Source organism: Anaerobium acetethylicum (assembly GCF_900096945.1).
Lineage (GTDB): Bacteria > Bacillota > Clostridia > Lachnospirales > Lachnospiraceae > Anaerobium > Anaerobium acetethylicum.
Window position 1 is genome coordinate 16,948 of the sequence record NZ_FMKA01000028.1, and the last position, 15,451, is coordinate 32,398.

At 44.4% G+C, this 15,451-nt stretch carries 13 protein-coding genes and 1 pseudogene; 11 read left to right on the forward strand and 3 right to left on the reverse strand.

Annotated elements, in window-relative coordinates; all coding sequences use genetic code 11:
- The first annotated feature begins 12 nt into the window (after window positions 1–12).
- From BJR36_RS15590 to BJR36_RS20395, 4 genes are all read left to right on the forward strand, one after another.
- Window positions 13–957 carry a 3'-5' exoribonuclease YhaM family protein gene (locus BJR36_RS15590; RefSeq protein ID WP_091236074.1) on the forward strand — a complete coding sequence of 315 codons (945 nt, stop codon included), beginning with the start codon at window positions 13–15 and terminating at the stop codon, window positions 955–957.
- Window positions 958–1,059: 102 nt separating this feature from the next.
- Complete coding sequence (gene rlmD / locus BJR36_RS15595) at window positions 1,060–2,424, forward strand: 23S rRNA (uracil(1939)-C(5))-methyltransferase RlmD (protein WP_091236076.1); 1,365 nt, start codon at window positions 1,060–1,062, stop codon at window positions 2,422–2,424.
- Window positions 2,425–2,804: 380 nt separating this feature from the next.
- Window positions 2,805–3,032, forward strand: a complete 228-nt coding sequence (locus BJR36_RS20580; protein WP_207648889.1) for a hypothetical protein — start codon at window positions 2,805–2,807, stop codon at window positions 3,030–3,032.
- A gap of 247 nt (window positions 3,033–3,279) precedes the next feature.
- Window positions 3,280–3,537 (forward strand): hypothetical protein, encoded by a 258-nt coding sequence (locus BJR36_RS20395; RefSeq protein ID WP_091236078.1) that lies wholly within the window; start codon window positions 3,280–3,282, stop codon window positions 3,535–3,537.
- Window positions 3,538–3,547: 10 nt separating this feature from the next.
- On the opposite strand, the gene BJR36_RS15605 is transcribed toward BJR36_RS20395, so the two are convergent.
- Window positions 3,548–5,236, reverse strand: a complete 1,689-nt coding sequence (locus BJR36_RS15605; protein WP_242875616.1) for a LysR substrate-binding domain-containing protein — start codon at window positions 5,234–5,236, stop codon at window positions 3,548–3,550.
- Window positions 5,237–5,293: 57 nt separating this feature from the next.
- Window positions 5,294–5,467, reverse strand: a pseudogene (locus BJR36_RS21185) (LysR family transcriptional regulator); the annotation flags it as partial.
- 332 nt (window positions 5,468–5,799) lie between these two features.
- On the opposite strand from BJR36_RS21185, the gene BJR36_RS15610 reads away from it, so the two are divergent.
- From BJR36_RS15610 to BJR36_RS15640, 7 genes are all read left to right on the forward strand, one after another.
- Window positions 5,800–6,873: a tripartite tricarboxylate transporter substrate binding protein gene (locus BJR36_RS15610; protein ID WP_091236084.1), complete on the forward strand. Its 1,074-nt coding sequence runs from the start codon at window positions 5,800–5,802 to the stop codon at window positions 6,871–6,873.
- Window positions 6,874–6,957: 84 nt separating this feature from the next.
- Window positions 6,958–7,425 (forward strand): tripartite tricarboxylate transporter TctB family protein, encoded by a 468-nt coding sequence (locus BJR36_RS15615; protein WP_091236085.1) that lies wholly within the window; start codon window positions 6,958–6,960, stop codon window positions 7,423–7,425.
- Window positions 7,426–7,439: 14 nt separating this feature from the next.
- Window positions 7,440–8,969, forward strand: coding sequence for a tripartite tricarboxylate transporter permease (locus BJR36_RS15620; protein ID WP_091236087.1), 1,530 nt, complete (start codon window positions 7,440–7,442; stop codon window positions 8,967–8,969).
- Between the two features lie 43 nt (window positions 8,970–9,012).
- Entirely contained in the window at window positions 9,013–10,158 is a 1,146-nt protein-coding gene (locus BJR36_RS15625; RefSeq protein ID WP_242875617.1) for a dienelactone hydrolase family protein, read from the forward strand.
- A gap of 58 nt (window positions 10,159–10,216) precedes the next feature.
- Entirely contained in the window at window positions 10,217–12,265 is a 2,049-nt protein-coding gene (locus tag BJR36_RS15630) for a glycoside hydrolase family 28 protein (RefSeq protein ID WP_169823738.1), read from the forward strand.
- A gap of 42 nt (window positions 12,266–12,307) precedes the next feature.
- Window positions 12,308–13,405, forward strand: coding sequence for a glycoside hydrolase family 88/105 protein (locus BJR36_RS15635; protein ID WP_091236089.1), 1,098 nt, complete (start codon window positions 12,308–12,310; stop codon window positions 13,403–13,405).
- Between the two features lie 18 nt (window positions 13,406–13,423).
- A complete protein-coding gene (locus tag BJR36_RS15640) occupies window positions 13,424–14,266 on the forward strand; it encodes a sugar phosphate isomerase/epimerase family protein (protein WP_169823739.1) in 843 nt (280 codons plus the stop codon).
- A 176-nt stretch (window positions 14,267–14,442) separates the two neighbouring features.
- Here the strand turns inward: BJR36_RS15640 and BJR36_RS15645 are convergent, their stop codons facing one another.
- Complete coding sequence (locus BJR36_RS15645; protein ID WP_091236092.1) at window positions 14,443–15,360, reverse strand: LysR family transcriptional regulator; 918 nt, start codon at window positions 15,358–15,360, stop codon at window positions 14,443–14,445.
- Window positions 15,361–15,451: the final 91 nt, after the last annotated feature.

The window sequence follows — 15,451 nt, forward strand, 5'->3', positions numbered from 1 at the left end:
GAAGGAGAAAACATGAAATATATAGAGACACTGCGCGAGGGCGAGAGAGTAGCGGACATCTACCTGTGCAAATTTAAACAGTCGGCAATGACAAAGAATGGAAAGCCATATGAGACGGTAATCCTGCAGGACAAGACAGGAACAATCGATGCGAAAATATGGGATCCGAATTCACAGGGAATCGACGACTTTGAAGCCCTTGATTATATAGAGGTTATGGGGGATATCATATCCTTTAACGGTATATTGCAGCTGAACGTAAAGAGGATCAGGAAGTGCCGCGAAGGCGAATATGATCCGAAGGATTTCCTTCCGGTAAGCACAAAAGACATCGGCGAGATGTATGCCGAACTTACTGGTTATGTAAATAAGATTAAAAACGAATATCTTTCAAAGCTGGTAAACAGCTTTTTTATAGACGACGAGGAATTTGCAAAGGCATTCCAGTACCATTCGGCAGCAAAAAGCGTGCACCACGGCTTTGTGGGTGGACTTCTGGAACATACGCTGGGTGTGGTAAAGCTTTGCGACTTCTATTCGAAGAACTATCCGATCCTGAACAGGGACCTTCTTTTTTCGGCTGCCCTTTTCCACGATATCGGTAAGATGAAGGAAATATCAAGATTTCCGGAGAACGATTACACTGACGACGGCCAGCTTCTTGGCCACATCATGATCGGAACCATGCAGGTAGCAGAAAGAATTGGAACCATACCGGATTTCCCGGCGAAGCTTTCAAGCGAACTGCAGCACTGCATACTTTCCCATCATGGAGAGCTGGAATTCGGCTCCCCTAAAAAGCCGGCAATACCGGAGGCGCTTGCCCTGAACTTTGCCGACAACACGGATGCGAAGCTGCAGACCATGACGGAAGTCCTTGGATCATCTGACGGAAAGCCTGAATGGCTGGGATACAACAGGCTGTTTGAATCGAATATCAGGAAGTCGAGCTTATAAGAGGCTTGTTGAGTCGAACATCAGGAAGTCGAGAAATAAAAGGCTGATTAAGCCGGATATCAGAAAGTCGGGCTGTAAAAGGTCTGAAAGGTGTGAAAACGAATGGAATTCAAGAAAAATGAAATCGTAAAAATAGAGATCCTGGATATGGGGTCAGACGGAGAGGGAATCGGCAAGATTGACGGCTATCCCCTTTTCGTCAAGGATGCCGTGACCGGAGATGAGATAGAGGCCAGGGTCACCAAGGCCAAAAAGAACTACGGGTACGGAAGGCTCATGAAGATCCTGAAGCCATCCCCCCACCGGGTCGAACCGAAATGCGCCGTTGCGGCACAGTGCGGCGGCTGCCAGATCCAGGCCCTGGATTATGCGGAGCAGCTGAAATACAAGGAGAACAAGGTCAGGAACCATCTCCAGAGGATCGGCGGCTTCGAAGATATCACCGTGCTTCCGATCATCGGCATGGAGGAGCCTTACCACTACAGGAACAAGGCCCAGTTCCCGGTTGGAACGGATAAGGATGGAAATATCATTACAGGATTCTATGCGGGAAGGACCCACAGCATCATCAGCAACACCGACTGCTGTCTCGGCGCGCCCGTCAACGAGGAAATCCTTAAAAAGATACTTGCCTTCATGAATGAGAACCACGTGAAACCCTATAATGAGGAAAATGGAGAAGGTCTTGTGCGTCACATCCTGATCCGCTACGGCTTCACGACAAAGGAAATCATGGTATGCGTGGTCATAAACGGACGAAGGCTCCCGTCAGCGGAAAAGCTGGTGGAAAGCCTGTGCGAGATCCCGGGAATGACAAGCATTTCAATCAACATCAATAAGAAGGCGACCAATGTGATCCTTGGAACCGAGGTGGTCAACCTCTGGGGAAGCGACACCATCACCGACTACATCGGCGATGTGAAATACCAGATTTCCCCGCTTTCTTTCTATCAGATCAACCCTGTACAGACAAGGAAACTCTACGAGACAGCCCTTGATTATGCAGGACTCACCGGAAACGAGACGGTGTGGGACCTCTACTGCGGAATCGGAACCATATCGCTTTTCCTTGCAAAAAAGGCAAAGCAGGTATACGGCGTCGAGATCGTGCCCGAGGCAATCGCCGATGCGAAGAGCAACGCAAAACTGAACGGCATCAGCAATGCGGAATTTTACGTGGGCAAGGCTGAGGAAGTGCTGCCTGAAAAATATAAAAATGAGAATATTCATGCAGACGTCATCGTCGTTGACCCGCCGAGGAAGGGCTGTGAAGAAAGCCTCCTGGAAACCATCGTGCAGATGAATCCGGCGAGGGTCGTGTATGTGTCCTGCGATTCGGCAACGCTGGCGAGGGATCTGAAGTATCTCTGCGAGAGGGGATATGGGATTGAGAAGGTGCAGCCGGTTGATATGTTCCCAATGACTGTGCATGTTGAGACAGTAGTGTTGCTCTCGAAGAAGCCTTGATTTCATGCGGGTTAGCGGGCTTTTGTGAAGAATATGAACCTGTGTTTTTAGTAGATAGAAATGTGTAAAAATGGCTGAAAACAGCAGGGGTGTTAAAATGAATACCTGATGGCGGACCTTGAGAGGCGTGCGCTGTCAGGTATTTTTTTGTCTGCAGCTATGGAATCCAATCTAAAATCAGGAGCTTATCTATCAGAGGTAAATTCATTGTGAAGGAGGTTATTATCATGACCAAGTATCGTGAAATTCTCAGACTGAAAAACCTGGGATTCTGCGAACGGATAACAGTGCACTCTGTGTACTATGTTCCAGAAATACCGTGTCAAAAATTCTGAAACGTGCCAACGAGATAGATATCTCATGGCTGCTTCCTGAAGAGCTTGCAGATACGTAGTTTTTATATTAAAGATGACCATGAAGCGATTATAGAACCAGAGGTCTGGCAATGTTCAGAACGGTATAGGGTAAAAGGAGTCAGGGGATGCACCAATCGGCATATTGATGAAGAGAATTTGCATCAGATTTTTATTGAAGCCTGGAATGGAATTGTTGCAGAGAAAAAAGCATATATCAAGAAGTGGAAACAGACCATATGCTGGCAGTACTGAATTATATGAAGATATTTCCGGACGGAAAGGTGGTAGTAAGGTTTTTAGAGGGAAGTGAAATAGCAATTCAATGTGAATAAGGTAAAAAGTCGGCAGGTGAGGATTACCATGAATACATTAAACCTGGTGTTGACCAGCTGGTATCTTTATGCCGTGATAACGGATTTCCTTGCGCTGTTTCTCCGGAACTTGGCAAATTTCGCAGTCCGGAGAAAAGATCGACTGCTACCCATACGCGACGCTGATTATGGCCGATTTGCTGTTGTATATTCCGAAATATCAGGATTCCAAGGTTGCGGCCTTCTCTGTGAAAGTTCTGCTGAGCCTGTGGGAAAACAGCCTTTCGCAGCATCCGTATATGTGCTACATGGGAACGGACTTCCGCAAGCTGAAAGCGCCGTCCTTCTGGAATGATATTGTCAGCGTAGCCGGAGTTTTGAGTAAATACGAGTTTGTCCGATATGCTTGGAATTGTATGAAAAGAGGAAATGGTAGGCAGAAGTGATGGTTGCCTGCTATTTCCCCTTAATAAAATATGTTTGAAGGTTTTTATTAAGTAACTGTGCAAGTTTTTTTGCTGAAGGCGGTAAGGCACGGCTTGGGTGATGGGACAGCATCAGATGATATTCCTGCGGTTGTTTAAATGGAATACTGCGTTTTGCTGCTTCGGAGGAGAGTTGATCTACAGGCAGTACAGAGTCAGCGATTCCTTCGGCAGCCAGGTGAAGAAGGATGCTTATATTGGCTTCGCAGGTGATTTCAGCAGGTGATTCATATAGATCTGTAAAGATACGAACCTGTTCTTCTCTGAGAGAACTCCCCTTTTGGCATAACATGACCTGTCCAGGAGATATGGAGCGATTCAGTAGTATAGCGTCCTGCGCCTTAGTCATGGATGCTTGTGTAGGGTTACAATATACTAATTCACTCTTTGCGATAATCTGGCATTCCAGAACAGGATGCTTAGGCGAACAGGAAAAATATAAACCAAAATCAGCAGAAGCATTTTGTAAAGATTCTTCGATATCATGTCTGCTGGTTTCACTGACAAAGAGCTTGACATCTGGAAACAAATCGTGGAATTGTCGTTTGATCTGTTCTTCAATGTATTTTGCAAGCCCAAAGTCGCACTGAAGATAGATGCCGCCTCCGTGACCGATACGGTAAGAATGCAGATGCGTTTCCATGTCCATAACAAATTGTAGAATATTACGCGATGAGTTTACGAAGACCTTGCCCGCATTCGTAGGCATCAAGCGGTTATGGACCCTGGTAAATAGCTGGGTACATAGCTTGCTTTCGACATTTCTAAGATATCTGGATAGCATGGGCTGGGTCAGGTAGAACTTTTCAGCGGCGCGGGTCAGGCTCTTTTCATCTACGATGGCAATAATGTATTGCAGTAACTGCGTATTTAGGTTGATTTCAGGAGCTACGTGAGGGGGCGTAATCGTGGTGCCATCAGAAGCAGGGGAATTCGCAATTGACGTGCTGTCGGAGTCCGCGTTGACGCAGTTAAGCAGGTCCGTCACCTCGCTTGAGGGTATGGCAGAATAGCGGGAATCAGACAGCCTCTCCCTAATTAACAGTCCGGCAAGATAGCGCTCGGGTTCTGTCAGCGTATGCCCGAGAGGATAGCGAATGTGCAGCGTCTGATTGACAGGCGGGTCTAAGGGTCTGTATGCCAGTTCCCTGCACGGGAATACATGTGCATGAGACACAAGGCCTGCTCCTACTGCCTGATGCAGCATAGAATCAATGAGTATGACGTCATTGGATTCAAATGCTATCACAGGGTTAAAGCCTGCCTCTTTAAATAATTCTTCCGCAAGAATACGGATACTATGATTCTTTCCCTGTAGTACAAAAGGAGTGTCAGACAGATCTGCGAGTCGTATCTGCTCAACATTTGATAAGGGATGGGATATGGGCAGCGACACAAGAAGCTCCTCATACGCTATGGGGATGTCTGTAATCTTGTCCGAAGAGGTGCCAGATCCGATAGCAATATCGATTTGACCCCGCGCGATAGCGCCTGCCTGCTCGCTTGCATATAGTTCCGTTAAGGATAAGGATACATTTGGATAGCGCCTGGAAAACTCATTATAGATTCTGCTATAGATAATAGCGCCTCGGTTAGGAGCGGTAGCAAGTCGAATCCTGATGTGATTACTATCTGTCAGTGCACGTATAGTCTGCTGCATACGCGTCTGCTCATCCAGGATTTTTTGGGCACAACCTAATATGTACCTTCCTATTGCGGTTGGCGTCAGTTGTCTGCGATACCTTAAAAAGATTAGAAAACCAAGAGAGTCTTCATAGTCTGTGAGGAATTTGCTTAAAGCAGGCTGAGAGATTCCCAGGATAGCACTGGCTTTGGATAAGCTGCTTTGTTCCGCTATGGTGACAAGATAATAAAGCTGTCGAGTTGTCATGATTTCCTCTTTTCTTTTTCTGCAAGATGCATTTTACTATTGTCCATGCCTAGGTTTTACAAACTGAAATACACAAAAGGCAATATCCTGGCAAATACATAGGGGGCAGTATTGTACGAATTATCTACATTGTACTAAATTCTATAGCAGAATGCAAATTCCATAACTAAAGTGGTATGAAAGACATAATTTTTTGCGGCTGGTAAACCTAGTAGTACACAGTATATAATGTAAACACAAGACAGGGGTGCTGTTAATAATTATTAATGGTTGTAAATGCCTGTAAATCAACAAAAAACAGATGTAAAAAAAGTGTATAAGGAGAGAGTATTATGAAAAAGAGCATTAAGAGTATCTTAGCCGCAGGACTTATTGCAGCAATGGCAGCAAGCATGAGCGCTTGTGGTGCCTCGAACGAATCTTCAACAGCTGCATCAGCAGACAAAGCAGCAGACACAGCAGCAGAAGCAACAGCTTCAGCAGATGACATCGGATTTGCAAAGGATGAGACGATTACACTTGTTGTACCTGGTAAAGCAGGTGGTGGTTCGGATTTGGGTATTCGTTACTACAGCGAAGGCCTTAATCGTATCTACGGATTAAAGACAACGGTAACCAACTACGACAGCAATACCATAGGCCATCAGACGGTAGCTTCTGCTAAGCCGGATGGTACAACACTTACGGTTGCAACATCAGCACTGAACATTCAGTACATTACAGGAAATGCAGAAGTAAATCCTATGAAGGACTTTACAGTAATCGCCTGTCTTCAGGATAACGGTTTCTCAACACTTGCAGTCCCAGCAGATGCGCCATACGATGATTTTGCGGGCTTTGTAGATTATGCAAAGGCTCATCCGGGTGAGTTGAATGCAGGTATGCCGGCAGCAGGAGCGAACACAATCCTTTTTGGTGTGATCACAAAGGCAACTGGAATCGAGCTTAACTCAGTTGAGTGTGCTTCTGAGTCGGATCGTCTTACAAACCTTGCAGGTGGTTTTATTGATATCGGTGTTGTAGGCGTTGGCAATGCTGTTGAATATGAGAAAGCTGGTAAAATTAAGGTTATTGGTACTGTATCAAGTGATGGAACAACAATCTCAGAGTATCCGGAGACACTACCGGACAATTACAAGACATTACAGGAGCAGGGCTTTGACGATTGCTACCTTGCGGTGTTCCATTATCTCCTTGGACCAGCAGGGATGGATGAAACGATGGTTAAGAACATGAACGCTGCAATGCAGGCCGTATGCGAGGACTCAACTGTAAGCGATGGAATTGCAAGCGTTGGCAACATTCCGGGATGGCATGACCTTGAAGAATCTCAAAAGATCCAGGAGGAAGAGTATGCACAGGATGTAGAAATTTCAAAAGATTTAGGATTATTTGTACAAGAATAATCCGTATTCTATTCATAATGGCGACAATTCAGATGTCCTGGGGGTGTATTTTCTCCCAGGACATAATAAAAGAGGGAGATTTATATGAAACTAAGAAGAGACACTACAACAGGTATTGTAGGTCTGATCGGATGTGCTTTCTTTGCAGTATACATCCAGTTTATTAAGATGCCTGCAAAGCTTCTGGAACCAGGACCAAGATTATTACCATATGTATCAATTGTACTAATAGCTATGAGTGCCGTTGCCCTGATCGTTAAGGGGGTGAAGGAGCACAAGATTGAAGAAAAACCATATTTCCCAAAGGGCGGAATTCTGAAGATTACAAAGAGCTTCCTTATGCTCGTTGTCTATGCGATTGCGATGACATACTTAGGATTTGTAATTACGACACCATTTGCAACTTATGCATTTATCTATGACCTGAAGGGTAATAGTGAGATTAAGCCAATTGTTGCAATTATTATATCAATCCTTGTTACAGCTTGCCTGTATGCCATGTTTGTGTATGGTTTTCAAATCAAGCTGCCAGCAGGCGTACTATTTGACTAAGGAGGAGCAAAAAAATGACAGCATATATGCATGCATTATCAATCTGTCTTCAACCAAATAATATGCTTCTGATCGTAGCCATGGTTTCCCTTGGTATCGTATTCGGAGCTATCCCGGGCCTTTCAGCAACCCTTGGTATCGCATTATTGCTACCTGTTACATTTGGCCTTTCTGCAGAGACATCCTTTGTATTGTTGCTTTCAATCTGGATTGGTGGGGTGTCGGGAGCTTTTATCTCAGCGGTTTTGATTGGTATACCCGGTTCCTCATCGGCCATCGCTACCTGCTTTGATGGGTTTCCGATGACGAAGAATGGACAGGCCGGTAAGGCACTTGGTATCGGTATGACAGCTTCCTTTATTGGAACCGTAGGCTCTGTTGCTATTGCTACAGTTCTTTCGCATGTTATTGCAGAGTTCGCTCTGCATCTGGGACCATGGGAGTATTTCTCACTGTGCTTTTGCGCCATCACCTTGATAACTTCCCTTTCTAAGGGCAACATCTTCAAGGGGATCATGGCGGCAGGTATCGGTCTGTTGATGGGTAGTATCGGTATGGACCCAATTAATGGTTCCACTCGTTTTACTTTTGGAAATGCTTACTTAAGCTCTGGTATTAGCACGGTAGCTCAGATGCTTGGTATGTTCGCTATCTGTCAGATTATCCGTGATTCTGCCAAGGGCGAAGCAAAGATGCCAGCTGCAGATGCAGGTAAGATGAAGGGACTTGGCATTAAATTTAAGGATATTTTTGAAAATATCAAAAGCATTGTTTTTGCATTTGTTACTGGGTTGTGGATCGGTTTCCTTCCAGGTATGGGTTCCGGTATCTCGAACATGGTTGCTTACGGCTATGCAAAGAGCATAAGCAAGAATCCAGAGAGCTTCGGTAAGGGTAACCCGGCCGGTGTATGGGCTTCAGAGACAGCCAATAATGCTTCTATCGGTGGAGCATTGATTCCAATGATGGCACTTGGTATTCCGGGAGATGGAATTACAGCTATGTTGATTGCAGGTCTTACGATTCATGGATTACAGGCAGGACCATTGTTTATGTCTGAACAGCCAGAACTTGCCAGCCTGATTTTTGCCTGTGTCATGGTTGCGGCTGTTGTTACCTACTTTGTACAGATTCTGACGAAGCGTTGGTTTCCGTATATTTTGAAGGTTCCTTATCATTATTTATATACAGTGATTCTTGTAATCTGTTTTATAGGAGGATATGGAATATCTAACACGATGTTCAATATTTATGTTATGTTGGCACTTTGTTTTCTTGCTATATTTATGAGTATGGCAGGTCTGCCAACCTCTCCACTTGTGCTTGCATTTATTTTATCAAGTAAGTTAGAGAAATATTTCCGTCAGGGAATCAGCTATGCACATGGCAGCTACGAGGAGTTCATCACAAGACCAATCTCAGCAATTCTGTTGCTTGTATCGTTATTCTGCCTGGTATGGCCAATTATCTCAGATTACAGAAAGCAGAAAAAAGTGGCTTTGGCAAATGTAGCAATGACTGAGAATGCAGCTTGTGATGACTGATTGAAATGAGATAGTTAAGAAAATGAAGTTGGAGAATATAAAGATGCTTCCAGATATAGATCGCTGCTACGGCTCCCTTACATCTATGCTAAAAAAGTTCGATGCCTACGCAAGGAAGGATTGTTTTAAGGGTAAGACGAAGGAAGAATTCCTGGCCTGGAAAGAGGAGATAAGAAAGCTTCTTACGAATCTGCTCGGCATTCATAAGATGGAATTTTGTGATTTAAATCCAGTTATGGAAGATGTAACTGAGATAGCAATAGAAGTAGAGCCTGATACCGCAGCTGAGCCGGTATCAAAGTCCACAGCAGAACATAGGGCAGAGAAATCAAGCAGCATTAAAAGAGAACATATTCGTATCCAGGTGGAGCCGGATGTGTGGATGCCGATGTATATCCTGATTCCTGAAGGAGCTGACAGCAACACGAGAGTATTTCTCTGCCCACCAGGTCATAACGGTGGAGGTAAATATGCAGTGGCAGGACGAAAGGAATACAGTGCGGTAAATGAAAAGATTAAGCAGTATCACTATGACTATGGTTATGAACTCGCCAAGCTTGGGTATGTAGCGGTATGTCCAGATTGCCGTGGTTTTGGAGAGAGACGAGAAGACATCGCTGATACGAAAGATGAACTCGCTGCTTTAAAGGGTGACTGTTACTGGCTGGCCCATATGGGAGAACCTCTTGGAATCCCTGTTGCTGGAATGCTGACCTGGGATCTGATGCGGGCGATAGACTATGTTAAGCAGCGGGGAGACTGGAAGGATAAGAAAATCAGCTGTCTTGGGTTTTCGGGTGGCGGAATGCAGGTACTGTGGCTTGCGGCCCTGGACGACAGGGTAGGACTTGCCATTATAAGTGGCTATATGTATGGTTATCGCGATGCGCTGATGACCTTGAACCGCAATTGCTCCTGCAATTATGTGCCTCATCTCTGGGAACATCTGGATATGGGCGACATCGGAAGCTTGATTGCGCCAAGGCCGCTCCTAATTCAGTCTTGTAGAGATGACATGCTGAATGGACCAAGAGGAATCATAAATGCAATAGAGCAAGTGGACATCATTCGAAAAGCGTACAAGCTTATGGGGGCATCAGAAATGGTCATCCATGAAATATGCGAAGGGACACATCAATGGCATGGAGAGAAGCTTAAAGATAATTTGGCATATTTATCTAAGATGTAAAGTAAACCAAGAATCAACAAAAATAAATAATTCAAATAATGATTGCCAGGAGATACATATGAACAAGACACAGCTGAGGGAAAATATACTCAGACAAATTGAAAAACCGCATATTCCCAATACAGAGTATCCTTGTTCGGGTTTTGGAATCATTGCTGACAGCAATGAGGTGCAAACTGTTAAATTGCAGCAGGCCATAGATACCATCAGTAGAAACGGTGGTGGACGACTAATCCTGTCATCGGGCACCTATCGGACTGGAGCTCTGCAGCTTAAGAACAACGTGGAGCTGCATTTGCAAAGCAAGAATACGATTCTGTCATTTGTAAATGAAGAGATTGAGAAGCATTATCCGTTGGTGCTGTCTCACTGGGAGGCAACTCCCTGCTATAACTATAGCCCTTTAATTTATGCCTGTGAAGCTCATGACATAGCAATAACAGGAGAAGGAATCTTAGATGGTGGTGCAGATGAAGAACATTGGTGGAACTGGCATCATCAGGTGGAAAATGCCTGGTCAGCCAACAAGGTTGATTTGCAGCTCCATGACCGAAAGGCACTTCGTAAGATGAATATGGACTGTGTGCCAGTGAAAGAGAGAAGGTTTGGCCCGGGCCATTTCTTACGTCCAAGCTTCATCCAGCCTATGAAGTGCGAGCGTGTTTTATTAAGTGATTTTACGATCCATCATAGTCCTATGTGGCAGGTCAATCCTGTTATGTGTAAGAGCCTGACCATAAGCGGTCTGACTCTGTCCAGTCATGGCGCCAATAACGACGGCTGTGATCCGGAAAGCTGCGATGGGGTGCATATCGTCAATTGCAGGTTTGATACAGGTGATGACTGCATCAGCCTAAAATCAGGAAGAGACAGAGATGGAAGAATCGCTAACATCCCTTGCAAGAATATACTCATAGAGAATAATGAATTTGCAGATGGCCATGGCGGAATTGCTTTGGGAAGTGAGATGAGCGGTGGAATCTCCAAAGTGGTCGCAGTCAATAATTATTTTACCAGTCCTAATCTTACCTATGCCCTGCGGCTTAAGACCAACGCGCGCCGTGGAGGAATCGTAGAAGATATCATTCTGGCAGACAGTGTGATGGAACATGTGAATGGTGCAGCTGTTCATGGAACCATGCTCTATGAGGATGGAAGAAATGGGGACGATCTTCCGGTATTCCGCAATATCCTGGTGGAAAATATTACGGCCCACGGGGGAGATTATGGAATCTTTTTGGAAGCATTTCCTGAGGTGCCAATGACAGGTCTTGTCTTAAGAAATATCAAGATAGACGGTGTAGCCAGGACGATGCACGGCATGAACTGGGATAATCCAGTGATTGAAGCAGTAAAGATCAATGGAGAGGAGTATCCGCGCCCCACTAAAGTACGAATTGCGGGTGTGACCCAGGAGGGAGAAGAGGTCAGTGCAATAGCTGAAAGCTGTGGCACGACGGAAGTATTTTCCTATGTATGGGAGAATTCCAAGGATGGTGTCATCTGGAAGGAAGTCGCCATTGGACCGAAGTATCTTGTGCCAGAACGTGCAGGCTTGCTTCGTGTACTTGCGACTAATCAATTAGGACACACCTCCAGTAGTCATAGTTATAAGATGATTGGAAAAAGTGGGAAAAAGGGTTCCTATAAGCGCCTGATCTGCCGCGGCATGCTGCGTGCGATTGATGAGTTTTCAGATAGCGAATTGATAACCAGAAGCAGGCTTGCGAAGATGCTGCTTCCCCTTGTCGGGATTACTGCAGAGGAGGCTCCTGGCGTGGATCCGATGAAACTGTCAATCGAACGAGGTTTTCTTGCCAAACACACGGAGGGCGAGTCAGACCCACAGGGCTATGTGACGCGCCAGGAGATGGCCACAGTCACCATGCAGGCTTGCGGAATCAATTATAAAAATGCATCCAGTACGATGCCTGAGTGTGTCGATGTAGCAGATGTGTATCATAATTATGGAACAAATGTAGCCAGATCCCTCTATTTTGGTTTCATGAGATTAGAGGAAGATGGAACATTTCTTCCAAGGGCTTATGTCACCATGGGTGAGGCAGTAGAAATTTTGAATCGGGTGGCAGATTTTGCCGGAATATAGCAATGAAATGGAGTATATAATTACAAGAAAGGACATACCAATATGTGGCTTAAGTATTTTACAAAATATCTGGAGAAGGATTTCCCACATTTTCTGGCCGATAAAGCGTGGAATTATAAAGATGATCTATGTGTAGTCGGAGCTGCCAATCTTGCTGATGTAACTAAGGATACAAGCTGGAATCAGTATATTACTGCCAGTGGAAAGTGGCTTATAGATGACTCTGGCAATGTGGCGAATTGGATAGAGGGAGAAAATAACATTGATAAGATCAGCTTTGGAAAATCCCTGATGATCTTACGTGACCTGACAGGCAAAGCAAAGTATGCCCAGGCTGTTGACCGGGCCTATGCATTCCTGAAGCAATATCCAAGGACGGCTACTGGGAATTTATGGCACAAGGATATTTATCCGAATCAGGTATGGTTAGATGGACTCTATATGGCGATGCCATTCTACGCAAGGTATATAGCTGAAATAGGAGAGAATCGCTGGGATGATATCATGGACCAGTTTGAGAGTGCGCATAAATTACTATGGAATGAGAAGACCAAGCTGTATTTTCATGGCTGTGATATAAGTCGTAAGATGGACTGGGCTGATCCGGAGACTGGATGTAACAGTGCTACCTGGCTTCGAGCAGAGGGCTGGTATATGATGGCCCTGGTAGATGTCTATGAGCTGGCAGTTACGAATACAAAAAGAGCCAGAGAACTTGCGACACTTCTTAAGCAGGGACTAGACGGTATCTTGCAGTACCAGGATAACAAAACCAGCATGTTTTTCCAGGTCGTAGACCTTGCAGATTTTCCGAATAATTATCCGGAGACCTCAGGAAGCGCTATGATAGCCTACGCACTGATGAAGGGCGCAAGACTGGGTATGCTCCCAAAAGAATATTGGGATAAGGGAAGCCAGGTCTTAGATGGAATCAGAGATACTTACTTAAAGAATGAAGGCGGACGCTATCGTCTGCACGGCATCTGTGCCAGTGCAGGTCTTGGAGCAGGTCCAGATTCTCATAATCGCAAGGACCGTACAGGTAAAGCCGATTACTATATAAGCGAGGCGCAAATGGTAGATAACCAGCACGGCAGCGCAGCATGCATGATGGCTGTGAGCGAGCAGTTGAGAAGATAGTTTGGAGGAGAGAATGTGATGCAGTTAGGATTGCGTCTTCATGACGCAGAGGATTTGCCGATTGAGGCACTGCTTCCAGTGGTAAAGAAGAAGGGTTACACATGTGCACATCTTGCTTTAAGCAAAGCAATGAAGGAATTTCCTTGTGGTCCGTCGGCATTGACACCTGGATATGCACACTACCTGAAACGTGTTTTTGATAAAAATGAGATGGATATCGCAGTACTTGGCAATTACTTGAATCTGGCACATCCGGATCCAGTAGTGATTGAACAATCATTGGAAAAGTATTACGCACATATCCGTTTTGCATCCCTTCTTGGCTGCGGAATGGTAGGGACGGAGACCGGTGCACCGAACGCGGAGTATAAGTATTGCCCAGAGTGTCGTACAGATAAGGCGTTGCTGACATTTATCAAAAATATCAAACCAGTCGTACGTTGCGCGGAGCAGTACGGCGTAATATTAGCCCTTGAGATTGTGGCCCGCCATATTGTATATAATCCAAAGAGAATGCGAATGGTTCTCGATGAGATCGGTTCCCATAATCTGCAGGTACTCTTCGACCCAGTTAATCTATTGGATCTTGATAATGTAGATCATCGCGAGGAAGTTATAGCCGAAGGAATCGAACTGCTGGGGCCAGATATCGCTATGGTGCACTTCAAGGATTTTGTCCGGGTAAGTGAAGGCTATGGTCTAAAAGCAGTAGGCGCAGGAACCGGCGAGATGGATTATACATCAATTATGAAGTTCATAAAGAAAGAAAAACCATTTATCTATGCAACATTGGAAAATACAACCTCAGAAAACGCAGAGTATTGCGGGAAAACGATGAAAGAATTGTATGAGAGGGCGTAGCAGTTTTAACTGCTACGCAATAATTTTATGCAGCCAGGAGGCTGAGCCTGTATTCTACAGGAATCATCCATCCTGGTTTCTTAATTCTCCATAAATCCGACGAAAGCCGAAATCTTTGTGTTCTTTTCTGATTTCAAGAATTCTTTGCTCAAGATCCTCATTTGCATTACTTACAGTTACATTTTTGTTTTCCAGTATTTTGAGGCGAGAGAAATAAAATCTTCTGCGGCTTGGCTGGTATAGGCTGTTTTGCTATAGCATGAGACAATCTCCCATCCAGGGCGTTCGGGAAGAGAATAAAAAGAGATATTAGAATCAGTTTTATCAACATAATGTGCAGGTATCAAACCACAGCATAACCCTGCTCGAATCATAGAAAGAATTGTGTTAGTACTGGAAGTTTCGAATAGAGTAGTCGGTTTAAATCCTGCATTGCGAAATAGGTCATTAATGACACTGAGGATCGTAGATTCTTTGTACATTAAAACAAAGGATTGTTCACTCAGATATTTAAGCGGAAGAACTGGAAAATCATATCCTGGTATCCTACTAGTACAGGAAGTAAAATCCATGGAAGATGGAGTAGCCAGGTAAATCTCTTCTCTGCAAATGAGTTTATAAGAAAGGGTGGGTTTTCTTTGCTTTTCTGGTAAAGTTAAAAAACCGATATCAAGCGCATGTCGCTCAATGAGTTCCAATTGTTGAGACACACTTAATTCTTTGGGTTCTATAACTATCGCCGGATATTTTTTGTGGAAATTAGGATATATTGCAGAAAACATAGTGCTTCCCCGGTTGGGTGTAAAACCAATGGACAGATAACCTTTTTTTCGATTGGTAAGATCGAAAATTCTATTGTAGGCATTTTTCTTCAGAGCAAGTATTTCACGTGCAGTTTCTAAATATATTTCACCAGCTTCTGTCGGATGCCAATTGGTTCTGGAACGATGAAATAATTCGGTTCCCAGCTCTTTTTCTAGTTTGAGAAGTTGTTGGTTTAATGCAGATTGGGTAATATAAAGCTTTTCTGATGCATGAGTGATATTATTTTCTTCTGCGATTTTTACAATATATTCCAGTTGTTTTAGCTCCATTTATCCTCCTTGAAGTGCCTTTGCAATTAAAATAATTAAGAGATATCTTAAAACTATCAATTTTACTTATTAATAAAGGCATTATATAATA

Coding starts and splice junctions, on each gene's coding strand:
- BJR36_RS15610 (WP_091236084.1), top strand. CDS start 5,800: ATGAAAAAGAGCATTAAGAGTATCTTAGCCGCAGGACTTATTGCAGCA.
- BJR36_RS15590 (WP_091236074.1), top strand. CDS start 13: ATGAAATATATAGAGACACTGCGCGAGGGCGAGAGAGTAGCGGACATC.
- rlmD (WP_091236076.1), top strand. CDS start 1,060: ATGGAATTCAAGAAAAATGAAATCGTAAAAATAGAGATCCTGGATATG.
- BJR36_RS15620 (WP_091236087.1), top strand. CDS start 7,440: ATGACAGCATATATGCATGCATTATCAATCTGTCTTCAACCAAATAAT.
- BJR36_RS15645 (WP_091236092.1), bottom strand. CDS start 15,360: ATGGAGCTAAAACAACTGGAATATATTGTAAAAATCGCAGAAGAAAAT.
- BJR36_RS15640 (WP_169823739.1), top strand. CDS start 13,424: ATGCAGTTAGGATTGCGTCTTCATGACGCAGAGGATTTGCCGATTGAG.
- BJR36_RS15635 (WP_091236089.1), top strand. CDS start 12,308: ATGTGGCTTAAGTATTTTACAAAATATCTGGAGAAGGATTTCCCACAT.
- BJR36_RS15625 (WP_242875617.1), top strand. CDS start 9,013: ATGCTTCCAGATATAGATCGCTGCTACGGCTCCCTTACATCTATGCTA.
- BJR36_RS15615 (WP_091236085.1), top strand. CDS start 6,958: ATGAAACTAAGAAGAGACACTACAACAGGTATTGTAGGTCTGATCGGA.
- BJR36_RS15605 (WP_242875616.1), bottom strand. CDS start 5,236: ATGCAGCAGACTATACGTGCACTGACAGATAGTAATCACATCAGGATT.
- BJR36_RS20395 (WP_091236078.1), top strand. CDS start 3,280: ATGGCCGATTTGCTGTTGTATATTCCGAAATATCAGGATTCCAAGGTT.
- BJR36_RS15630 (WP_169823738.1), top strand. CDS start 10,217: ATGAACAAGACACAGCTGAGGGAAAATATACTCAGACAAATTGAAAAA.